This is a genomic window from Allobosea lathyri (assembly GCF_900108245.1).
Lineage (GTDB): Bacteria > Pseudomonadota > Alphaproteobacteria > Rhizobiales > Beijerinckiaceae > Allobosea > Allobosea lathyri.
Genome location: NZ_FNUY01000002.1, coordinates 150517 through 172121 on the forward strand (window position 1 = coordinate 150517; position 21605 = coordinate 172121).

16 protein-coding genes are annotated in these 21605 nt (G+C 65.3%); 11 read left to right on the top strand and 5 right to left on the bottom strand.

The window, feature by feature from the left end; genetic code table 11:
* Window positions 1–133 precede the first annotated feature (133 nt).
* The 6 genes from C4S73_RS05115 to C4S73_RS05140 all read left to right on the top strand — a co-directional run bounded on the left by C4S73_RS05115 (window position 134) and on the right by C4S73_RS05140 (window position 5608).
* Complete coding sequence (locus C4S73_RS05115; protein ID WP_103871415.1) at window positions 134–1762, top strand: CTP synthase; 1629 nt, start codon at window positions 134–136, stop codon at window positions 1760–1762.
* Window positions 1763–2007: 245 nt separating this feature from the next.
* Entirely contained in the window at window positions 2008–2409 is a 402-nt protein-coding gene (locus tag C4S73_RS05120; RefSeq protein WP_103871416.1) for a DUF350 domain-containing protein, read from the top strand.
* 16 nt (window positions 2410–2425) lie between these two features.
* A complete protein-coding gene (locus tag C4S73_RS05125) occupies window positions 2426–3031 on the top strand; it encodes a DUF1190 domain-containing protein (RefSeq protein WP_103871417.1) in 606 nt (201 codons plus the stop codon).
* Between the two features lies 1 nt (window position 3032).
* Window positions 3033–4202: a glutathionylspermidine synthase family protein gene (locus C4S73_RS05130; RefSeq protein WP_103871418.1), complete on the top strand. Its 1170-nt coding sequence runs from the start codon at window positions 3033–3035 to the stop codon at window positions 4200–4202.
* A gap of 71 nt (window positions 4203–4273) precedes the next feature.
* Entirely contained in the window at window positions 4274–5161 is an 888-nt protein-coding gene (locus C4S73_RS05135; RefSeq protein WP_103871419.1) for a VOC family protein, read from the top strand.
* A gap of 42 nt (window positions 5162–5203) precedes the next feature.
* Entirely contained in the window at window positions 5204–5608 is a 405-nt protein-coding gene (locus tag C4S73_RS05140; protein WP_103871420.1) for a DUF350 domain-containing protein, read from the top strand.
* Window positions 5609–5621: 13 nt separating this feature from the next.
* Here the strand turns inward: C4S73_RS05140 and mdoH are convergent, their stop codons facing one another.
* Together mdoH and C4S73_RS05150 are read right to left on the bottom strand one after the other, a co-directional pair.
* Window positions 5622–7766 (bottom strand): glucans biosynthesis glucosyltransferase MdoH, encoded by a 2145-nt coding sequence (mdoH, locus tag C4S73_RS05145; RefSeq protein ID WP_103871829.1) that lies wholly within the window; start codon window positions 7764–7766, stop codon window positions 5622–5624.
* A 29-nt stretch (window positions 7767–7795) separates the two neighbouring features.
* Window positions 7796–9361 (bottom strand): OpgD/OpgG family glucan biosynthesis protein, encoded by a 1566-nt coding sequence (locus tag C4S73_RS05150; RefSeq protein WP_103871830.1) that lies wholly within the window; start codon window positions 9359–9361, stop codon window positions 7796–7798.
* Window positions 9362–9685: 324 nt separating this feature from the next.
* On the opposite strand from C4S73_RS05150, the gene glmU reads away from it, so the two are divergent.
* Both glmU and glmS read left to right on the top strand, forming a co-directional pair.
* Window positions 9686–11101 carry a bifunctional UDP-N-acetylglucosamine diphosphorylase/glucosamine-1-phosphate N-acetyltransferase GlmU gene (gene glmU, locus C4S73_RS05155; protein ID WP_103871831.1) on the top strand — a complete coding sequence of 472 codons (1416 nt, stop codon included), beginning with the start codon at window positions 9686–9688 and terminating at the stop codon, window positions 11099–11101.
* Between the two features lie 120 nt (window positions 11102–11221).
* A complete protein-coding gene (gene glmS / locus C4S73_RS05160) occupies window positions 11222–13048 on the top strand; it encodes a glutamine--fructose-6-phosphate transaminase (isomerizing) (protein ID WP_103871421.1) in 1827 nt (608 codons plus the stop codon).
* Here glmS and C4S73_RS05165 read toward each other — a convergent pair whose 3' ends face one another.
* On the bottom strand, window positions 13049–13447 hold the full coding sequence (locus C4S73_RS05165; RefSeq protein ID WP_244595445.1) for a YbaN family protein: 399 nt from the start codon (window positions 13445–13447) through the stop codon (window positions 13049–13051). It lies immediately after the preceding gene.
* Between the two features lie 135 nt (window positions 13448–13582).
* Between C4S73_RS05165 and C4S73_RS05170 the strand changes: the two genes are divergently transcribed.
* The gene (locus tag C4S73_RS05170) at window positions 13583–14296 is read left to right on the top strand and encodes a DUF502 domain-containing protein (RefSeq protein WP_103871423.1); all 714 of its coding nucleotides are present in this window, start codon (window positions 13583–13585) and stop codon (window positions 14294–14296) included.
* A gap of 23 nt (window positions 14297–14319) precedes the next feature.
* On the opposite strand, the gene C4S73_RS05175 is transcribed toward C4S73_RS05170, so the two are convergent.
* On the bottom strand, window positions 14320–15156 hold the full coding sequence (locus tag C4S73_RS05175; protein WP_103871424.1) for an AraC family transcriptional regulator: 837 nt from the start codon (window positions 15154–15156) through the stop codon (window positions 14320–14322).
* Between the two features lie 101 nt (window positions 15157–15257).
* Complete coding sequence (recG, locus tag C4S73_RS05180; RefSeq protein ID WP_103871425.1) at window positions 15258–17360, bottom strand: ATP-dependent DNA helicase RecG; 2103 nt, start codon at window positions 17358–17360, stop codon at window positions 15258–15260.
* Between the two features lie 145 nt (window positions 17361–17505).
* On the opposite strand from recG, the gene C4S73_RS05185 reads away from it, so the two are divergent.
* Window positions 17506–17802: an FAD assembly factor SdhE gene (locus tag C4S73_RS05185; RefSeq protein WP_103871426.1), complete on the top strand. Its 297-nt coding sequence runs from the start codon at window positions 17506–17508 to the stop codon at window positions 17800–17802.
* Window positions 17803–18009: 207 nt separating this feature from the next.
* Window positions 18010–21558, top strand: coding sequence for a transcription-repair coupling factor (mfd, locus tag C4S73_RS05190; RefSeq protein WP_103871427.1), 3549 nt, complete (start codon window positions 18010–18012; stop codon window positions 21556–21558).
* The last annotated feature ends 47 nt before the right edge of the window (window positions 21559–21605 follow it).

A 21605-nucleotide genomic window follows, 5' to 3' on the forward strand; every position in this document is an offset into this window, starting at 1 on the left:
CAACCGGCCCTTCTCTTTTAGGGAGGTCGCCGGGCAACCGGCGCTCTTTCTATGTGGACAAGCGCTGACAGCGGGGCACACCTGCGTGGATGCGCTTAGCGAATCGAAACCCTAGCGTTAAAGGTGGCGTCCCATGACGCGGTATGTTTTCATCACCGGCGGCGTGGTGTCCTCGCTCGGCAAAGGCCTGGCGTCGGCGGCTCTCGCAGCCCTCCTGCAGGCGCGTGGCCACACGGTCCGCCTGCGCAAGCTCGACCCCTATCTCAATGTCGATCCGGGCACGATGAGCCCGTATCAGCATGGCGAGGTCTTCGTCACCGACGATGGCGCCGAGACGGATCTCGATCTCGGCCATTACGAGCGCTTCACCGGCAGGCCCTGCAACCGGGGTGACAACATCACCACCGGCCGCATCTACATGGACATCCTGACCAAGGAGCGTCGCGGCGACTATCTCGGCGCGACGATCCAGGTCGTTCCCCATGTCACCAATGCCATCAAGGAATTCATCCTCACAGGCAATGAGGGCTATGATTTCGTCCTGATGGAAGTCGGCGGCACGGTCGGCGACATCGAAAGCCTGCCCTTCCTCGAAGCGATCCGCCAGACCGGCCAGCAATTGCCGCGCGGCCAGTGCATCTTCGTGCATCTGACGCTGCTGCCCTATATCCCCACCGCCGGCGAGCTCAAGACCAAGCCGACACAGCATTCGGTGGCCGAGCTGCGCTCCATCGGCATCCAGCCCGACATCCTGCTCTGCCGCACCGATCGCGAGATTCCCCGCGAGGAGCGCCGCAAGCTGGCGCTGTTCTGCAATGTCCGCGAGAGCGCGGTGATCGAGGCCCGCGACGTCGCGTCGATCTATGACGTGCCGCTGTCCTATCACGCCGAGGGCCTCGACAACGAAGTCCTGGCCGCCTTTGGCATGGATGCCAGCGCCGAGCCGGATGTCTCGAACTGGCGGCGCATTTCCGAGCGCGTCAAAAATCCCGAGGGCGAAGTCACCATCGCCATCGTCGGGAAATATACCGGCATGAAGGACGCCTATAAGTCCCTCATCGAGGCGCTGATGCATGGCGGCATCGCCAATCGCGTGAAGGTCAACCTCGACTGGATCGAGTCCGAGGTCTTCGAGAAGGAAGACCCGACGCCGTTCCTGGAACATGTCCACGGCATCCTCGTGCCCGGCGGCTTCGGCCATCGCGGTGCCGAGGGCAAGATCAAGGCGGCGACCTTCGCCAGGCAGCGCAAGGTGCCGTATTTCGGCATCTGCTTCGGCATGCAGATGGCCGTGATCGAGGCGGCGCGCTCGCTCGCCGGCATCGCCGACGCCAACTCGACCGAATTCGGCCCGACCGACGAGCCCGTCGTCGGCCTGATGACCGAATGGATGCGTGGCAACGAGCTGGAACAGCGCGCCGCGGACGGCAATCTCGGCGGCACGATGCGGCTTGGCGCTTACGCCTCGACGCTGGCTCCCGGCTCGAAGATCGCCAAGATCTACGGCACGACGGAGATCTCCGAGCGCCATCGCCACCGTTACGAAGTCAATATGGGCTATCGCGAGCGGCTGGAAGCGCAGGGGATGAGCTTCTGCGGGCTCTCGCCGGACGGGCTGCTGCCGGAAACGGTCGAGTATCCAGACCACCCCTGGTTCATCGGCGTGCAATATCACCCCGAGCTGAAGTCGCGCCCCTTCGAGCCGCACCCGCTCTTTGCGAGCTTCGTCGAGGCCGCGGTGGTTCAGAGCCGGCTGGTCTGAGAACTGTTCGAAGAATTCGGTTCTCATCCCGAGAAGCCGCGAAACGGCGTCTCGAAGGATGGTTCAGGAGGCTCCCGAACCATCTGGATCGTCCTTCGAGACGCCATTTCCGTCGAAATGGCTCCTCAGGATGAGGCTCCGAGAATTTTCAAGCGGTCTTTGAATGCAGGGGCGCTCTGGCGCCCGATCGCATGTGACGTATAGTGATCCCCGACAGGCATCAGGGCAGCTTGGGGGCAGGCAGCATGGCGATCTCAATGGCGGGCCTGCCCGCCTTTCTGCTTTATTTCGTCGTCGGCTGCGCGCTGATCGCGGCATTCGCGGCGATCTATCTGCGCATGACCGCACATGACGAGATTGCCCTGATTCGCGGTGGCAATCTCTCGGCGGCGATCGCATTCGGAGGCAATCTCGTCGGTTTTGCCGTTCCATTGGAAAAGGCGATCGCGCAGGCCAGCAGCATTCCCGACTGCGTGCTCTGGGCGATAGCTGCCATGATCATCCAGTTCGGCGCTTACGGCCTCGCCCGCATCCTGATTCCCGATCTCTCGCGCAAGATCGAGGAGGATCGCCTGCCGTCGGCCGCGATGCTCGCGGTGGTCGCGGTGATCTCCGGCACGTTGGCCGCAGCCAGCATGACCGTCTGAGCTGGGGAGGCATGGCATGAAACGCTCGACCCAGATCGGATTGGCCGCGGCAGGAGTGGTGTTGGTCGCGACGGTGTGGTCGCTCTCGGGCGACAATGCCCAGGACGATCTCGTCTACGCCAGCCCGGCCGAATGCAAGGCGGGTGGCCAACTCAGCGCGGAAGCCTGCGAGGCCGCCTTCGCCGACGCATCCGCCAAACGCCTGAGCGAGGCGCCCAAATTCCAGCGACAGAGCGATTGCGAGGCGCAATATGGCGCCAGCGGCTGCAGTTCAGCCAGCATAGGCGGCGCGCAGTACTTCATCCCCGCGCTCGCCGGCTTCATGTTGGCGCGCAGCCTCTCAGGGAGCGGCACACCACAGGCCCAGCCGCTGCTGCCGCCGACCCGGGCCGCCTGTCCGCCAGGTTCGGCCCAGCCTGAGTGCCAGTCGCAATCGCGCTCATCCTCATCGACCAGCGGCGGGGGCGGCGGTGGCAGCCGCTCGCGCGCCTATTCGACGGCGTCCGGCCAGAATTTCACCGCGACTGGCGATTCGACGAGCGGCATGAAAGCGCCGAGCACGAGTTCGCGCGGCGGCTTCGGTTCGACCTCGCGCTCCTACAGCTCGTCCTCCTCGTCCTGAGATGCGCCGCGTCGGATTGGGTGCCCGTCCCGATTGGCAGGAGCAGGTCGAGCGCCTGGGCTTCGCCTTTCACAGCATCGATGGCGAGACCTATTGGGACGAGCGGACGGCCTATGCCTTCACGCTGGAGCAGATCGAGCGCGACATCGAGGCGCCCAGCGAGGCGATCGAACAGCTCTGCTTCGCCTTCATCGAAAAGGCGATCGGCGATGCGGAAATCCTCTCGCGACTGGCTATTCCCGAAGCGCATTGGAATTTCATCGCGGAGAGCTGGCAGCGCGGCGACCGCAATCTCTATGGCCGGCTCGACCTCGCCTATGATGGAAGAGGGCCGGCCAAGCTGTTGGAATATAATGCGGATACGCCGACCGCGCTGTTCGAATCAAGCGTCGTGCAGTGGGATTGGCTCGAGCAGTCGATGGCGCGCGGCGCGCTCCCTCCAGGCTGCGACCAGTTCAATTCCCTGCATGAGCGCCTGATCGCGGCCTTTGCGGCTCTGCGCACGCCATCGCCCTACCGGCTTCACCTGACCTGCGTCCGGAACAGCGCCGAGGACAAGGGCACCGTCGATTATCTCGAGGATTGCGCGAAGCAGGCCGGGCTCGACACCCGCTTCACCTTCATCGAGGAAATCGGCCTGTTGTCGGATGGACGTTTCTGCGATGGCGCGAATGTGCCGATCGAGACGCTGTTCAAGCTTTATCCATGGGAGTGGCTGTTCAGGGAGGGGTATGCCAGCGCGCTTGCCGGCTCACGCTGTCAGTTCGTCGAGCCGCCATGGAAGGCGTTGCTTTCGAACAAGGGCTTGCTTGCCTGTCTCTGGGAGATGGAACCCGGACACCCCAATCTGTTGCCCGCCTTCTTCGAAGGCGATCCACGTTGCGCAACCCTCTCGGCGCGCCGGGTGCGCAAGCCGCTCTATTCGCGCGAGGGGGCCAACATCACCCTGCTGGAGCGCGACAAGGTGCTGGCTGGCGACGATGGCCCCTATGGCGCGGAGGGGTTCATTCTGCAGGATGCCGCAAGCAATCTGTTCGAGGCGGATGGCAACCATGCCGTGCTGGGCTCGTGGCTCGTCGCCTCGCAGGCCTGCGGCCTGTGCGTGCGCGAGGATGTTTCGCCCATCACCAGGAACACGTCGCGCTTCGTGCCGCATCACATCGAGCCCTGAACGATTTCGCGTCATGACCGCGTGCTGAATCCTTGCTAGAACTAGGGTCCAGTCGCGCACGAGAGCTTGCCATGCCTGAAACCGCCTCCGCCTCCAATCCGCGCGGCCTCGACCATCTCGTCATCGGAGTTCGTGATCTCGATGCGGCGGGCGCGCTCTACAGCAAGCTTGGTTTCAAGGTCGGCGCACGCAATCGCCACCCTTGGGGTACCGAGAACAGAATCGTCCAGTTTCCCGGCGCCTTCCTCGAACTGGTCACGGTCGGCGATGCGGATTTGATTCCGGCGCACGGGCCACGCCAGTTCTCCTTCGGCGCCTTTGTTCGCGATGCGCTGGCGGCCCAGGGCGAAGGGCTGTCCATGCTGGTTCTGGAAAGCGTCGATGCCCAGGCCGATGCAGCGGCGTTCAAGACGGCGGGAATCGGTGATTTCGAGCCCTTCTTCTTCGAGCGACAGGCCAAGCGGCCTGATGGTTCCGAGGTTCGCGTCGCCTTCCAGCTTGCTTTCGCCGAGGACCGCAAGGCGCCGGAATGCGGCTTCTTCGTCTGCCAGCAACTGGAGCCGCAGAATTTCTGGAACCCGGCCTTCCAGCAGCATGAGAATGGCGTGACGGGGTTGGCCTCCGCGATCATCGTGACCGACGAGCCGGCAGCGCACCGGGCGTTTCTCACCGCCTTCACGGGCGGTGCCGAGGTGCTCGAGGGCAATGCGGATCTGGTGCTGACGCTGCCGCGCGGGCGCATCGATGTGCTCGATCCGGAAGCTGCCCAGGCGATCTACCATATCGAGCCCGACACCACGCCCGCGCGGTTCCTGGGATTTTGCGTGTCCGTACCGGATATCGAAGTCGTCGCGCAGCGCCTTTCAGCGGCGGCTATCCCGTTTGCACATGGCGATGAGCGCCTCGTCGTCCCACCAGAAGCCGCATTCGGTTGCGTGATTGCTTTCGAGCAGGCTTAAGGGCCAGGATCGAAGCAGGACGCGGCAGGGATTCGACACGACATGATTTCGCAGACGCTGGAGAAGCTTCCGGACTTCGCCCTTTTCTTCTCCGTGTCGCTTGCTCTCGTCGGCGTCTACCTGCTGATCTACACGCTGGCGACTTCGCATAATGAGTTCGGCCTGATCCGGCAGAACAACGTTGCCGCGGCCCTGTCGCTGGGCTTGAGCCTGACAGGCTTCGCCTTGCCGCTGTCAAGCGCGGTGGTGCACTCGAACACCATCCTCGACCTGACGATCTGGGGCATCGTCGCGATCTTCGTCCAGCTGGTCGTCTATGTGCTCGTCAGGTTCGTGCTGCCGAACCTGTCGGCGCGGATCGCTTCAGGCGAACTCGCCGCGGCACTGTTCCTGGGCGCGGCCTCTCTGGCGGCGGGCGTCATCAACGCCGCCGCCATGAGCTTCTGAAACATCGGATCTTTCAGGCGTCGGCGCGTTCTGCCGGCAGCGAAGCAAGGAGCGCGACGAGCGCCCTGTCGTGCAGAACGACCATGCGCTCTTTCGGCTTCAGCCAGATCGCCGCATCCTCGATCGTCTCGGCATCGACCAGCTTCGCCTGTGCCACCGCCCGGTCGGGCTCGATCTCACCGCGGCGGCGCGGCGAGCTCTCTGGCAGCATGAGTTCGTGCGCCTCGCGCAGGTCGGGATCGGCGTGCAGCGCCCGCAACCCGTCGGCGTCGTCGAAGCCGGCCGCGTCGAACTCGGCCTGAAGCGCATTGGCGCGCAGCGCGATCGCCGGCGGATCGCCTTCCTCGGGCGTCACGAGCAGCCGGTGCCGCTTGAGCCAGAGCCCCAGCGCCAGTTGACCGGACGCCCATGACAGCGGGATCGCCAGCACGAGGCCGACGATCGTCGGAGACATCCAGGCGAACAGCGACGTCGCGATCATGAAGGCCGAGACGCCGGCGACAAGCCCGAGCACGGTATGGGTCCGGTGACGGCGGATGATGTCCTTCATCGGAATCGAGCCGTCGTCGCGGCGCTGCGGATTCCAGCCGGTGTCGCGTCCCAGCAGGATCTGGAAAACCGAGCCCGACTGGATCAGCATCATGATCGGCGCGAAGAAGGCGGAGAACAGGATCTCCAGCAGGGCCGAGAGGACGAGCCGGATCGCGCCGCCGCCGGCGCGCCGCAGCTTGCCGTTGAACAGCGTCAGCAAGAGCCCGAAGAGTTTTGGCGCGAGCAGGATCGCCATGGTCAGGGCGAAGAGGTTCAAGGCGCGCTCGGGATCGAAGCGCGGCCAGATCGGGAACAGCGTGAAGTCCTGCGTGAAATATTCCGGGCGTGCGTAATTGACCTGCAGGACGATCAGGATGCCGACCACCAGCTGCATCAACCAGAAGGGCGAGGCGAGGTAGCCCATGATGCCGGTGGCAAAATGCTGGCGCGTCGACCAGACGAAGCCCTTGGCGCCGATGATGCGCGAGTGCTGCAGGTTGCCCTGGCACCAGCGCCGGTCGCGGACCGAGACGTCGATCAGCGAGGGCGGGCTTTCCTCATAGGACCCCGTCAGGTCCGGCAGCATGTAGACCGACCAGCCGGCGCGGCGCATGAGTGCGGCCTCGACGAAATCATGGCTCAGCACATGGCCACCGAAGGGCGGTTTGCCCTTGAGGTCCGGCAGGCCGCAATGGTCCGCGAAGGCCTTCGTGCGGATGATGGCGTTATGGCCCCAGTAATTGCCGTCGCGGCCCGACCACATGGCGAGGCCGGTCGCGATCACCGGGCCATAGACCCGGGCGGCGAACTGCTGCAGGCGGGCGAAGAAGGTGTTGCGGTTGATGATCAGGGGCAGCGACTGGATGATGCCGGAATCCGGATCGGCCTCCATCGCGGCGGCGAGCCTGACGATGCAGGTGCCGGTCATCAGGCTGTCGGCATCGAGCACGAGCATGTGCGCGTAATGCCCGCCCCAGCGCGTCACGAAATCGGCGATGTTGCCGGCCTTGCGGTGATGGTTCTTCGGGCGATGGCGGTAGTAGACGCGCGAATCCGGACCAAGCCGCTCGCGCAGGGCCAGGAAAGCGCGCTCCTCGGAAATCCAGACATCGGGATTGGTGGTGTCCGAGACGATGAAATAGTCGAAATGCGCGCCAAGGCCCGTTGCCTCGACCGATTCCCGTATCGCGGCCAGCGCTGCGAATGTGCGCGCCGAGGATTCGTTGTAGATCGGCATCACCACGACGGTGCGGTGCTGCAGACTATCTGCCCGGTCGGTGCGCCCGGCCCCGAACAGCAATCCGAAGAAGCCGAGCACGGAACTCGTGAAAGCCAGCGCGATCCACGAGAAGTTGACCGTGAACAGCACCAGCAAGGCGTACTGCAGCGAGGTCGTGCGGCTGACCGACACGACATGGTACATTTCCCAAGCGCCGTAGCCGGTGAGCAGTAACCCGCCGCCGAAAACGAAGAGCCGCTTCAGCCAGGGCGTCTTCCAGTCCTTCGGAGCCGCCGGCTTGCGCCTGTCGGAATCCTGCCAGCTGCGGAAGGACTGAACCGGCATGACCAGGCGGTTCTCGGGCGGCGTTGCCGGCTCGCGACAGGCCGCGTAAGCGCGCGTTTCCATCCCGACTGCCGGGTTCGGGCGGGTCACGGTCACCACGTCCATCGATTCAACCAGGTTTCGGAGACCGGCTGCCCGCCGGCCTGCAGTACGAGCCTGAGCTCGCAGAGATTATCGGTGCCAGGATCGACCTCGAATCCGACGCGCATCAGCTTGCGCTCGGGGAAGGGCCAGATCCGGACGTTATGGATCGCGCCGGGCTGCGAGGTGATGTTGGCGCGGGTCGAGGCGACGATGCCGGCATCGGCCAGCTTGTCGCCGGTGAAGTCGACCATGAAACGCCGGCGGCGGCCTTGCGTGCCGCGTCCCTGGCGGACCCGTGTGGCGACCGCGAGAGGGGGCCGTTCGGGCGGTTGCCAGCACCAGGCCTGACGGTAGGCGATCGTGGTCTCGCTGCCGGCGGCGAGCGGCTGCCGCGGCCGCCAGTACATGATCACATTGTCATTGATGTCGGAATCGCTGGGTATCTCGATCAGTTGGACCGAGCCCTGTCCCCAGTCGCCGAGAGGCTCCATCCAGACGCTCGGACGGAGTTCGAAGCGCTGGTCGTCGTCCAGGAACGCAGCCGGGTCGCGCTCGCGCTGGACGAGACCGAAGCCCTTGGGATTCTCGTCCATGAAGGAGGAGACCTGCAAGGTCGCGGGATTGCTGACCGGCCGGTAGATCCACTCGCCCTTGCCCGACAGCATCTGGATGCCGCTGATCTCATGCACGGCAGGGCGGATATCGTCGAAGGTTCGCCGGCTCTGCGGGCCAGAGAGAAAGGTGCCCATGGTGCAGCCGAAGCCGATATGCTCCAGCGCCTGACGGGCGAACAAGGTCATCTCGACATCGATCAGAGTGACGTCGCCGGGGCGCAGGGTCATGCGCAGCGCACCGGCAAGGCTTTCGGAATCGAGCAACGCATGAATTACGAGTGCGCCGGAAGCCGGGCTCGGGCGTTCGATCCAGAACGCGCGGAAGAACGGAATCTCCTCGCCGCGCGTCTCGCCTGGCCGCAGGATGAGCGCGCGCGACAGCGCCCCCAGATTCTGCCCGCGTGCCAGCGAGCGGAAGAAGGTCGCGCCCTGAAATATCGCGACTTCGAAGGGGCGCTCGAGCCCGGTCGCGATCCGCATGCCGGAGAACTGCAGATCGACATTGGCCGGAGGCGGGGTGACGCGGCCATAGTCGAACTTGCCACGATCGAAGGCGACACGGCGAACGACGTCGTCTTCCACCGTGAACAGGCTCACCGGGTTGGCAAAGACATAGCCGCGATGCAACGGCTCGACCGTGAAGCCGCGATTCTCGCCAGACCAGATCAAGCCACCGGGTTGCGCCCGAATCCCCGAAAACTGGTCGAAGGGCAGGGTGGCGTATCCCTCCGGCAGATCGGTCGCCGTGAGCGGTATCAACGGACGCTGTGCCAGGGTGCGCGCGGTCTCGACCACAAGGGCCGGATCGAATCGCTGACCCTCGGCGAGAGCCGGTATATTGAACGCTGCGGCGCCGGTCGGCGTCTGAGCCTGAGCCGACGTCACGCCCAGAAGCGAAACGGAGGCCACGCCACTTGCAGCGCTTTCGAGAAACTGCCTACGATTCAAGGGTTTCGACATCATATCCAACATGCGCGGGCGCTTCGCTCGCCCTCTCGCGCTTCTAGAGCATTTCCCCGCGACCTGAAAAGCATTTGCTAGGGAATTTACGGGTGAGTGATCCTCTTTTGCTACCGCCGCCGTTCAGGCGGCAGCAGTGCGGGCGGTTCCCTCATCTCATTCCCTGATGCCTTCAGTCGCGAAAGCGATTTTGGCAAATGCCGAGAGGATCGGCTATCCACGGCGCCTGCAACACCAGCATGCGCCAAAACGACCACGGCAGACCAGGCGGTCACCGCAACAGGTCGAGCTTCGCCCGCAAAGGAAACGACAATCATGACCGAAATGCAGTCCGGCCGGTCCTGCCTTGCGATTATCCTGGCCGCCGGGGAAGGCACCCGGATGAAATCGCAGCGTCCGAAGGTGCTGCACGAGGTGGCCGGGCGGTCGTTGCTTGCCCATGCGCTGGCATCGGTCGCCGGGGCCGGGGCCGGCGCTGTCGTGGTGGTGGTTGGGCCGGATCGGCCCGAGGTCGCGCGGGAAGCTCAGGCCCTGCTGCCGTCGGTGCAGATCGCGATTCAGCATGAGCGGCGCGGCACGGCTCATGCCGTTCTGGCGGCAGGGGCTGCGTTGGCCGGCGGCTATGACGACATCCTCGTAGCTTTCGCCGACACGCCTCTGGTCCGGCCGGAGACGTTTCGGTTGCTGCGCGGCGGGCTTGCCGGGGGAGCGGCCGTCGTTGCGCTGGGCTTCGAGGCGCGCGACCCGACCGGCTATGGCAGGCTGGTCATCAAGGATGGCGTGCTGGAGGCGATCGTCGAGCACAAGGACGCGACGCCAGAGCAGAGGGCGGTCCGCCTTTGCAATGCGGGGCTGATGGCGCTCGACGGCAAGCACGCGCTCGCGATCCTCGAAGCAATCGGAAACGACAATGCACAAGGCGAGTTCTACCTGACCGATGCGGTTGCGACCGGGCTGTCGCGGGGCCTGTCGGCTGTTGCGCAGCAGGCGCCGGAAAGCGAAGTGCAGGGTGTGAACGATCGTGCGCAACTTGCTGCCGCAGAAGCGGAATTCCAGCGCCGCAAGCGCATCGAGATCATGGTTGAAGGGGCAACGCTGATTGCGCCGGAGACCGTGTTCTTCAGCCACGATACGCGGATCGGCCGCGACGTGGTGATCGAGCCCAATGTCGTCTTTGGCCCCGGCGTCAGTGTCGCGGATGGAGCGATCATCCACGCCTTCTCGCATCTGGAGGGGGCGGAGGTCGGTCCCGGGGCAACCGTCGGGCCTTATGGCCGTCTGCGCCCCGGCGCGAAGCTCGCGGCGAAGGCCAAGGTCGGCAACTTCGTCGAGATCAAGGCTGCCGAGATCGGCGCCGGCGCCAAGGTCAGCCATCTCACCTATATCGGCGACGCCACTATCGGCGCTGACGCGAATATCGGCGCGGGCACCATCACCTGCAATTATGACGGCTTCTTCAAGTACCGGACCGTCATCGGCGCCGGCGCCTTTGTCGGCTCGAACTCCTCATTGGTCGCTCCCGTTACGATCGGCGACGGGGCCTATGTCGGCTCGGGCTCCGTGGTGACGCGGGACGTCCCTGCCGATGGGCTGGCGGTCGGGCGCGCGCGGCAGATCGAGCGCGAGGGCTGGGCGAAGGCTTTTCGCGAGAACTCGATCGCCAGAAAATCAGGTGCGGAGAAATCAGGCGGGGCAAAGTTCGGCGAAGCGAAGTCCGGGGCCGCAAAAACGCCGGATTAACTCCGGAGAGCCCTCATAGCGGCAAGCCGCCGTTCATAGTTCGACATTCATAGTGATTGGGCATGTTTGCCGTTCACCGCTATGCGCTTTCCCAACGGCAACGTCTGAAGAGGTATTGGCATGTGCGGCATCGTGGGGATTCTGGGCAAGGAAGCGGTCGCGACGCAGGTGATCGAGGCCCTTAGGCGGCTTGAATATCGCGGCTATGACTCGGCGGGCGTCGCCACGCTCGAAGGCGGGCTGCTGACGCGCCGCCGCGCCGAGGGCAAGCTCAAGAACCTCGAGATCCGCCTGTCCAATGAGCCCCTCGAAGGCCTGATCGGCATCGGCCACACCCGCTGGGCGACGCATGGCAAGCCCAACGAGACCAATGCCCATCCGCATGCGACGGAAAAGCTTGCCGTCGTCCATAATGGAATCATCGAGAATTTCCGCGAGCTGCGCGCCGAGCTTCAGGCCGACGGCTATGTTTTCGCGACCGAGACCGACACCGAGATCGTGGCCCATCTCGTCACGCGCGAACTCGATCGCGACAGGACGCCGGTCGAGGCCGTGGCTGCATCCTTGCCGCTGCTGCGCGGCGCCTTCGCGCTCGCCTTCCTGTTCCAGGGCGAGGAAGACCTGCTGATCGGCGCGCGCAAGGGCTCGCCGCTGGCAGTCGGCGTTGGCGATGGCGAGATGTATCTCGGCTCGGACGCGCTCGCGCTCGCCCCTTTCACCAATCTCATCGCCTATCTCGACGAGGGCGACTGGGTCGTCCTCAACCGCAAGGGCGCAACCTTCTACGACAAGACGAATGCGATCGTCGAACGCCGCGCCCAGCGCGTCGCCGCCGGTGCGTTCCTGGTCGAGAAGGGCAACCATCGCCACTTCATGGCGAAGGAAATCTACGAGCAGCCCGAGGTCGTCGGCCATACGCTGACGCAATATCTCGACATGGCCAATGGCACGGTGCGTCTGCCTTTCGCCGATAAAATCGACTGGAAGGCTTTGTCTCGCCTTTCGGTTTCGGCTTGCGGCACGGCCTATTATGCCGGGCTGACGGCGAAATACTGGTTCGAGAAGCTCGCCCGCCTGCCGGTCGAGATCGATGTCGCCTCCGAGTTCCGCTACCGCGAAGCGCCGATGCCGGAAAACGGCCTCGCGCTCTTCGTCTCTCAATCGGGAGAGACCGCCGATACGCTGGCCTGCCTGCGCTACGCCCGGCAGGAGAAACAGACGATCCTGTCGGTCGTCAATGTGCCGACCTCGACCATCGCGCGCGAAAGCGACGCGGTCGCGCCGACGCTGGCCGGGCCGGAGATCGGGGTCGCCTCGACCAAGGCCTTCACCTGCCAGCTGACTGCGCTTGCCTGCCTCGCATTGGCTGCGGCGCGGGCGCGCGGGACGCTGTCGACGGCAGACGAGGCGCGACATGTCCAGAGCCTGATCGCGCTGCCGGGGCTGATCGCGAAGGCGCTCGAGCTGGAGCCGGCGATCGAGAAGCTCGCCCGCGAACTCTCCAAGGCGAAAGACGTGCTGTATCTCGGGCGCGGCACGAGCTTCCCGATGGCATTGGAAGGCGCGCTGAAGCTGAAGGAAATCAGCTACATCCACGCAGAAGGTTACCCGGCTGGCGAACTCAAGCATGGTCCGATCGCGCTGATCGACGAGGACATGCCGGTCATCGTCATTGCGCCTCATGACGCGTTGTTCGAGAAGACGGCGTCCAACATGCAGGAAGTTGCCGCGCGCGGCGGGCGGATCATCCTGATCACCGACGCCAGGGGCGCTGCCGAATGCGGCATCGTGCCCGAGGCGACCATCATCATGCCGGAGATGGACCCGCTGTTCGCGCCGATCGTCTATGCCTTGCCGGTCCAGATGATCGCCTATCAAACGGCCGTCTTCATGGGCAAGGACGTCGACCAGCCGCGCAACCTGGCGAAATCCGTCACCGTGGAGTGACTATGGCTCGCGTGCCGGCTCCGGCCGGCTCGCGACATAGCTTCCCGCCGCTATCAACCCAGCGCCGGCCGTCCACAATGCGATGGGCGGCGCATCGGTCACCGCAAGCAAGGCGAAGCTTGCCGCCATCGAGCCGCATGCCGTCAGCTTGGCCCTGCGGCTGATCGCGCCGGTCTCGCGCCAGCGGCGCACATGCGGGCCGAGATGCGGATGGCCGAGCAGCCAGGCCTCGAAACGCGGCGATGATCGCGAAAAGCACCAGGCCGCCAGAATCAGGAAAACGGTGCCCGGCATCAGCGGCAGGATCAGCCCGATCACGCCGAGCGCCGTGAAAATCCATCCTGCCGCGAGCAGAAGCGGGCGGCGCCAAAGGCGAAATCGCCCGTTTTCTTCCGCCACGGCCTCATCCTTGCTTGGTTGGACGCGATACGGGGCTGGCATGTGCCGGCGTCTCGCTTATCTTGACCATATCGCGGCGCAACGCCGCTTGGGCAAGCAGGGTCTTCTTCGGAGGTCGCCTTTTCAGGATGAGACATGACCGCCGGCCCACCTGATCCCCGCCTCATCATTCACACCGACCTGCTGCGCCCGACCTTCGGTACGCGGCTGCGGCGCTATTTCCTGACCGGGCTGGTCATCGCCGCGCCTCTGGCGATCACGGCCTCGGTGACCTGGTGGTTCATCAATTTCATCGACGGCCTGGTCAAGCCGTTCATTCCCAACTCCTATTTGCCCGATTCCTACCTGCCTTACCCAATTCCCGGCTTCGGGCTGGTGATCGGGCTGATCGGGTTGACCCTGCTCGGATTCCTGACGGCCAATCTCGTCGGCCGGTCGCTGATCAACGCGGGAGAGGCGATCCTTGACCGCATGCCGGTGGTGCGCAGCCTCTACAAGGGGATCAAACAGGTCTTCGAGACGATCTTCTCGCAGTCGGGCACCTCGTTTCGCAAGGTCGGGATGGTGCAGTTCCCGCAGCCCGGCATGTGGTCGATCGTCTTCATCGCGCAGGAAGCCGCGCCCGACATCGCGGGCAAGCTGCCCAATGGCGAGGAACAGATCGGCGTGTTCCTGCCGTGCACGCCGAACCCGACGACCGGCTTCTTCTTCTATCTGCCGCGCAAGGAGGTCGTCGAGTTGACGATTTCCGTGGAGGATGGCGCCAAGCTGATCATGTCGGCTGGGTTGATCCAGCCTGGCGAAGCGGCACCGAAGCTGATGCCGGGCAATGGCAAGCCACAGGACTGAGCCTGCGGCCTGGGCAGGTATTTTCAGGGCTTCAGGGGAACCCAGATTTCGGTGACGCCGGTTCCCGTGCGTGGATCGAAGCGTTCGTCATAGCGCTCGAAGCCCGGTGTTTCCGCGAGGCTGCGGCCGGATTTCGGTAGCCAGTCCCGGAAAATCGCCTCGAAACTCGCCTTGATCGTCGAGATATGGTGGCGATGGCTGAAGACGGCATAGGTTTGGGCTGGAATGCGGACCCGGACAAAATCGTCGGGCAGATCGTCGAAGGACGAGACCTCGACGCCGGCGATATAGTCGAAATGGCCGGCATCGTCCGGGTTCACGCAGACGCCATAGCCGGTCGATCCCGTCTGCTTGGGTACATGGCCGATATGGGGCGCGAAGCGCTGCCAAAGCGAGGGAATGCCGGCGCTGCTGTTCTCATAGGTGAAATGCCCGCCAAGCCCGGCGATGAGCAGGCTGTTGCCGTCGACGAGGCGCGGCGCTTCAAGTGTGACGGTCGGTGTCTTGTCCATGATGATGGGCTCCACGAGCATGAGGCTGTCGAGATCGCCTTTTTCGCGCAAAGCTTCCGGCGTCAGGCCGAACTGCTCGCGAAAGGCGCGGGTGAAGGCCTCGTGAGAGCCATAGCCCCAGTCGAGTGCGACGGAGAGGATGTCCGGCGCGCCGGCCGCCAGCGTGCGGGCGGCTTCGGTCAGGCGGCGGCCGCGCACATAGCGCATCACCGACTGCCCGGTCGCGACCCCGAAGGCGCGGCACAGATGGAAGCGCGAGACACCGCTGACCTCGGCGATCTCATCGAGCGAGATCCCGGAGGCGAAGCGGCTTTCGACGCACCAGATGGCTTTGACGACCGGGTCCATGGCGTTCTCACAAAGGCGCGGACGAAGCATGCCGGGATCAGGCCACAGGCCGCTTGATCGGGATTGATCTTGCCCCGGAAAGACGCTGGTGGCGACTGCTGCTAACCTGCTCTCAGCAGCCTGATCGCGACATCGCGCTCGAACAGATAGAGCAGCGCCCTCACAGCCTCGCCGCGCGGGCTTTCCAGTTGCGGGTCGCGCTCGATCAGGAGGCGCGCGTCGTCGCGTGCGGCCGCCAGCAGGTCGCCGTCGGTTTCTGGCCGGGCGAGGCGCCAATCGGGCGAGCCCGACTGCTTCGTGCCCAGCACCTCGCCTTCGCCGCGCAGGCGCAGGTCTTCCTCGGCAATGCGGAAGCCGTCCTCGGTCTCGCGCATGATGGTCAGGCGGGCCTCCGCCACCGGCCCGAGCGGACCCTTGTAGAGCAGCAGGCAGGTCGAGGCGGCCGAGCCGCGCCCGATGCGCCCGCGCAACTGGTGAAGCTGCGCCAGCCCGAAGCGTTCGGCATGTTCGATCACCATGACGCTGGCATTGGGGACATCGACACCGACCTCGATCACCGTGGTCGAAACCAGTATACGCGTCTGGCCCGCCACGAAGGCCGCCATAGCGGCGTCCTTGTCGCGGCCGGGCATCTGGCCATGCAGCAGCCCGACGCGGTCGCCGAAGAGGTCCCGCAGCGCCTCCGCGCGCTCCTGCGCGGCGGCTACATCGAGCGTGTCGGATTCCTGTACCAGCGGGCAAACCCAATAGACCTGCGCGCCGGTCTCGATCGCGCGGTCGATACCGCCGACGACCTCGTCATAACGATCGAGCGAGAGGGCTTTCGTCGCGATCGGCTTGCGGCCCGCCGGTTTCTCGGCCAGCACGGAAATGTCCATGTCGCCGAACCAGGTCAGGGAGAGCGTGCGCGGGATCGGCGTCGCGGTCATCACGAGGATGTCGACGGCCTCGCCCTTGGAGCCGAGCAGCAGGCGCTGATGCACGCCGAAACGGTGCTGCTCGTCGACGATGGCGAGCGCGAGGTCCTGGAACGCAACGCCCTCCTGGAACAGCGCATGCGTTCCAACCGCGATCGCGATCTCGCCATTTGCCAGCCCCTCCAGCACGCGGGCCCGGCCGGGGCCCTTCTCGCGGCCGGTCAGGAGCGCGAGCTTGAGGCCTGCGGCTTCGGCGAGAGGCGCCAGGCGCTCGGCATGCTGACGGGCGAGAATTTCTGTGGGCGCCATCAGCACGGATTGGCGGCCGGCTTCGGCTGCGGCGGCCATTGCGAGCAGCGCGACGACCGTCTTTCCCGAGCCGACATCGCCTTGCAGCAGGCGCAGCATCCGCTCGGGCTTTTCCATGTCGTCATGGATGTCGCTGAGGGCCTGCCGCTGGCCGTCTGTCAATGTGAAGGGCAGGGCGGCTTCGATCCTGCGCCGCAAGGCGCCGTCGCCCGCTGTTGCGCGGCCGGCGATCTTCTTCTGCTGCCTGCGCACCAGAGCGAGCGCGATCTGGCTCGCCAGCAGTTCGTCATAGGCGACGCGCCGCCTGACGATGGTGTCGCCTTCGACGGCTTTCAGATCGGGCGGGTGGTGCAGCGCCTGCATCGCCGTGGAGAATGACGGAAAGTCGCTCTTGGCCAGGAAGCCGGGATCCTGCCATTCCGCCAGATCCGGGCAGCGCTCGGCGGCAGCGGCCGCGATGCGCGTCATGACGCGCGGGCCGACGCCCTCGGTCAGGCCATAGACCGGCTCGATTGCCGGCATCGTCGCGGCGAGCTTGGGGTCGAGGATGCGATCTGGATGTACCATCTGGCGCATGCCGTCCCAGAGTTCGAGCTTGCCCGAGATGATGCGATAGGCGCCGACCGGCATGGTCTGGAGGAGATGGCGCACATCGGCGTGGAAGAACACGAGCGTCACGTCGCCGGTCTCGTCCTCGACGACGATACGGTAGGGCGCCTTCGCCTTCGTCGCCGGGGCGGGGCGATGTTCGCTCACGCGCGCGCTGAAGGTCGCGACATCGCCGATCGGCGCGTCGGCGATCGAGGCGCTCGGGCGCCGGTCGATCGCGCCTGTCGGCAGGTGGAACAGCAGGTCGATGACGCGCGCGCCGCGCGTCTCGTCGCCCAGCAGCTTGTCGAGCGCCTTGGCCGTCTTGGGGCCGACGCCCGACAGCGTCGTGACAGGTGCGAAGAGCGGATCGAGGAGGGACGGGCGCAAGCTGGCTCTCGGAACATGTCAGGAGTGCGAAGATCGCGGTGCTTCTGCCGCTGACTTCGTGGGGTTGCAACGCTATATAGCGCGCGACGGCAGGCTCCGCGACGGGGCCGGCCCGATCGTCATTGCATCGTCCCGAGGTTTTCACATGAGTGGCTCGACGAGGACCAGCGCCGATCTCGACCCGCGCCGGCGAAAGATCCTGTTTCGCGCCTGGCATCGCGGCATGCGCGAGACCGATCTGATCATGGGCCGCTTCGCCGATGCCGAGATCGGCAAGTTGACGGATGCGGAGCTCGACGTGTTCGAGCAGCTGATCGAGGTTCTGGACCGCGACCTGCTGTCATGGATCACCGGCGAGGCGCAGGTTCCGTCGAATTACGACACGGATGTGTTTCGGCGGCTGAAGGCCTTCCACAATCACACCAAGCCGATTCATGTTTGAGCCGATGATGATGCGCGCGAACCGCTTTCCCTCCCCCCGCTTGCGGTGGGGAGGGTTGGGGTGGGGGGCCGGAAAGCCCGAGCGCCATCCTTCGACGTCGTGCCGAGCGGCGCTGCCCCCCACCCCAACCCTCCCCACCGCAAGCGGGGGGAGGGAGTTCGTTTGCGCATCAGGCGCCCTTTTTTTCACGCGGTATCACCTTTCCCCATGAGCATTCCGCCTCCCGCCCAACTCGCCAAGCTGCAGATCGACCGCATCCTCGACGCGCTCAACCGCGGCGACAAGCCGACGCTTGCCAGCGTGCCCGATGGGTTTGACGCCGTCGTCCTTGCCGATCTCGTCCGTGCGCGGGCCAAGAAGGCCGAAGGCACGGCGCTGCTGGTCTTCATCGCCCGTGACGGCCAGCGCCTGCAGGTGATCGAGAACGCGCTGCAATTCGTTGCGCCCGATCTCGAGGTCATGTCCTTCCCGGCCTGGGATTGCCAGCCTTACGATCGCGTCTCGCCGGCGCCCTCGATCGTCGCGCATCGCATGACGACGCTGTCGCGGCTTGCCAAGACCAAGTCCGGCGACAAGCCGCGCCTGCTGCTGACCACCGTCAACGCCGCGCTCCAGCGTGTGCCGGCCTTCTCGAAGGTCGCTTCGGAAAGCTTTTCGGCCGCGCCGGGCAACATGGTCGATACAGACCAGCTCGCGCGCTGGCTCGACATGAACGGCTATCTGCGGACCTCGACCGTGCGCGAGACCGGCGAGTTTGCCGTGCGCGGCGGCATCGTCGATCTCTATCCGCCGGGCATGCCGGCGCCGATCCGGCTCGACTTCTTCGGCGACACGCTGGAATCGATCCGCACCTTCGATCCGGAGACGCAGCGCACCACGGGACAGCTGCGCGGGCTCGATCTCGTGCCGATGTCCGAGGCGCAGATGACCAGCGAAAGCATCAAGCGCTTTCGCCAGAGCTACATCACGAATTTCGGCACGCCCGGTCGCGACGACACGCTCTATGAAGCGGTCAGCGAGGGCCGTCGCCCCGCCGGTCTGGAGCACTGGCTGCCGCTGCTGGCCGACAGGCTCGACACGCTCTTCGCCTATCTGCCCGACGTGCCGATGGTGCTCGATGCCCAGGCCGAGGATGCGGTCGGCGAGCGCATCAGCCTGATCAAGGACTATTACGACGCCCGCAAGGCGGCGATGGACCAGCCCAGCGCCGGCGGCATGCCCTACAAGCCGCTGAAGCCTGACGCGCTTTATCTCTCGCCGGCCGAATGGCGCGGCATCGTCGACCATGCCGGGGCAGCCTCGTTCACGCCCTTCCAGCTGCCCGATAGCGACGGCAAGCTGATCATCGATCTCGGCGCGCGCCAGGGCCGCAGCTTCGCCGCCGAGCGCGCCGACAATGCCGGCAGCGTGTTCGATGCTGCGGTTGCGCATGTGAAGGCGCTGCAGGCCGATGGCCGTCGCGTCATCCTCGCGGCCTGGTCGGAAGGCTCGCGCGAGCGGCTGGCGCATGTGCTGGCCGATCACGGCCTGAAGACCGTGCAGACCACAGGCTCGCTTCGCGCGGCTTTCGATCTCAAGCCCGGCACGACGGCGCTCGCGGTCTGGGGTTTCGAGGCCGGCTTCGAGGCCGGCAAGCTCGCGGTGGTCGGCGAGCAGGACATTCTCGGCGACCGGCTGGTGCGCCCGCGCAAGAAGACGCGGCGTCCGCAGGATTTCATCGCGGAGCTGTCATCGCTCAGCCCTGGCGATCTCGTCGTCCATGTCGATCACGGCATTGGCCGCTTCATCGGCCTGCGCACCATCACGGCGGTCGGCGCGCCGCATGACTGCCTCGAAATCCACTACGCAGCCGATTCCAAGCTCTTCCTGCCGGTCGAGAACATCGAGCTTTTGTCGCGCTATGGCTCGGAGGATACCGAGGTCGCGCTTGACCGGCTCGGTGGTGGCGGCTGGCAGGCGCGCAAGGCCAAGCTGAAGCAACGCATCCGCGAAATGGCGGGCAAGCTGATCGCGATTGCAGCTGCGCGCGCGCTCAAGGAAGCTCCGCGCCTGATCCCGCAGGAGGGACTCTATGACGAGTTCCGCGCCCGTTTTCCGTTCGAGGAGACGGAGGATCAGCAGAACACGATCGATGCGGTGCTCGACGACATGGCGGCCGGCCGCCCGATGGACCGGCTGGTCTGCGGCGATGTCGGGTTCGGCAAGACCGAGGTCGCGCTGCGGGCCGCCTTCGCTTGCGCATTGAACGGCAAGCAGGTCGCGGTCGTGGTGCCCACCACGCTGCTGGCGCGGCAGCACTACCGCAATTTCGCCGAGCGCTTCAAAGGGCTGCCGGTCAATGTCGGTCAGGCCTCGCGCTTTGTCCCGGCTGCCGATCTCAAGGCGGTGAAGGCCGGCATCAAGGACGGCACGATGGACATCGTCGTCGGCACTCATGCGCTGCTCGGCAAGGCGATCGAGTTCAAGGATCTCGGCCTCGTCATCGTCGACGAGGAGCAGCATTTCGGCGTCAATCACAAGGAGCGGCTGAAGGAGTTCCGCGCTGAGGTGCATATGCTGACGCTGACGGCGACGCCGATCCCGCGCACGCTGCAGCTCGCCATGACCGGCGTGCGCGAGCTCTCGATCATCGCGACGCCGCCGGTCGACCGGCTCGCCGTCCGCACCTTCGTCACGCCTTTCGATCCGCTGATCGTGCGCGAGGCGCTGCTTCGCGAACGCTACCGGGGAGGGCGCTCCTTCTATGTCGTGCCGCGCATCGAGGACATCTCCGACGTCAAGGACTTCCTGGACAAGCAGGTGCCCGAGGCCAAGGTCGGCATCGCGCATGGCCAGATGGCCGCCGGTCAGCTCGAAGACGTGATGACGGCCTTCTATGAGGGCCAGTACGATGTCCTGCTATCGACCACGATCGTCGAATCGGGTCTCGATATCCCGACCGCCAACACCTTGATCGTGCATCGCGCCGACATGTTCGGCCTAGCCCAGCTCTACCAGCTGCGTGGCCGCGTCGGCCGCTCGAAGGTGCGCGCCTACGCCCTCTTCACCTTGCCGGCCAACCGCAAGCTGACCGAGCAGGCCGAGCGGCGGCTGAAGGTGCTGCAGTCGCTCGACACGCTCGGCGCCGGCTTCCAGCTCGCCAGCCACGATCTCGACATCCGCGGCGCCGGCAACCTGCTCGGCGACGAGCAGTCCGGCCATATCAAGGAAGTCGGCTACGAGCTCTACCAGCAGATGCTGGAGGAGGCGGTCGCGGCGCTGAAGTCCGGCGTCGAGTTCGAGAGCGACGCGCAATGGTCGCCGTCGATCCAGATCGGCGCGCCGGTGATGATCCCCGAGCATTACGTCACAGACCTGACGCTCAGGCTGACGCTCTACAAGCGCCTCTCGACGCTGGACGACGATGGCGACATCCAGTCCTTCGGGGCAGAGCTGGTCGACCGTTTCGGACCGCTGCCCGACGAGGTGCAGCAGCTGCTCGAGATCGTCGCGATCAAGGCTTTGTGCAAGCGCGCCAATGTCGAGAAGGTCGAGGCGGGCCCCAAGGGCATCATTGTCGCCTTCCGCGACAACGAGTTCGCCAATCCCGAGGGGCTCGTCTCCTATGTCGCGAAGATCGGCACATTGGCGAAGGTGCGCCCCGACATGCGCGTCGTCTTCATCGACGATTTCGACACGGTGGAGCAGAGGCTCAAGGGCACGCGCCGCCTGCTGACCGACCTCGCGCGCATTGCGGAGCGCAAGAAGGCAGCCTGAGCTTCGACGGGCGAGCGGCACCGCCTTCCAGAGTCCGCTGTTAACGC

Excerpts from the sequence above, each read along its gene's own strand:
- C4S73_RS05150 (WP_103871830.1), bottom strand. The coding sequence starts at position 9,361 with ATGTCGAAACCCTTGAATCGTAGGCAGTTTCTCGAAAGCGCTGCAAGT.
- C4S73_RS05140 (WP_103871420.1), top strand. The coding sequence starts at position 5,204 with ATGATTTCGCAGACGCTGGAGAAGCTTCCGGACTTCGCCCTTTTCTTC.
- C4S73_RS05135 (WP_103871419.1), top strand. The coding sequence starts at position 4,274 with ATGCCTGAAACCGCCTCCGCCTCCAATCCGCGCGGCCTCGACCATCTC.
- mdoH (WP_103871829.1), bottom strand. The coding sequence starts at position 7,766 with ATGGAAACGCGCGCTTACGCGGCCTGTCGCGAGCCGGCAACGCCGCCC.
- C4S73_RS05170 (WP_103871423.1), top strand. The coding sequence starts at position 13,583 with ATGACCGCCGGCCCACCTGATCCCCGCCTCATCATTCACACCGACCTG.
- C4S73_RS05115 (WP_103871415.1), top strand. The coding sequence starts at position 134 with ATGACGCGGTATGTTTTCATCACCGGCGGCGTGGTGTCCTCGCTCGGC.
- glmU (WP_103871831.1), top strand. The coding sequence starts at position 9,686 with ATGCAGTCCGGCCGGTCCTGCCTTGCGATTATCCTGGCCGCCGGGGAA.
- C4S73_RS05130 (WP_103871418.1), top strand. The coding sequence starts at position 3,033 with ATGCGCCGCGTCGGATTGGGTGCCCGTCCCGATTGGCAGGAGCAGGTC.
- glmS (WP_103871421.1), top strand. The coding sequence starts at position 11,222 with ATGTGCGGCATCGTGGGGATTCTGGGCAAGGAAGCGGTCGCGACGCAG.
- C4S73_RS05120 (WP_103871416.1), top strand. The coding sequence starts at position 2,008 with ATGGCGATCTCAATGGCGGGCCTGCCCGCCTTTCTGCTTTATTTCGTC.
- C4S73_RS05175 (WP_103871424.1), bottom strand. The coding sequence starts at position 15,156 with ATGGACCCGGTCGTCAAAGCCATCTGGTGCGTCGAAAGCCGCTTCGCC.
- C4S73_RS05125 (WP_103871417.1), top strand. The coding sequence starts at position 2,426 with ATGAAACGCTCGACCCAGATCGGATTGGCCGCGGCAGGAGTGGTGTTG.
- mfd (WP_103871427.1), top strand. The coding sequence starts at position 18,010 with ATGAGCATTCCGCCTCCCGCCCAACTCGCCAAGCTGCAGATCGACCGC.
- C4S73_RS05185 (WP_103871426.1), top strand. The coding sequence starts at position 17,506 with ATGAGTGGCTCGACGAGGACCAGCGCCGATCTCGACCCGCGCCGGCGA.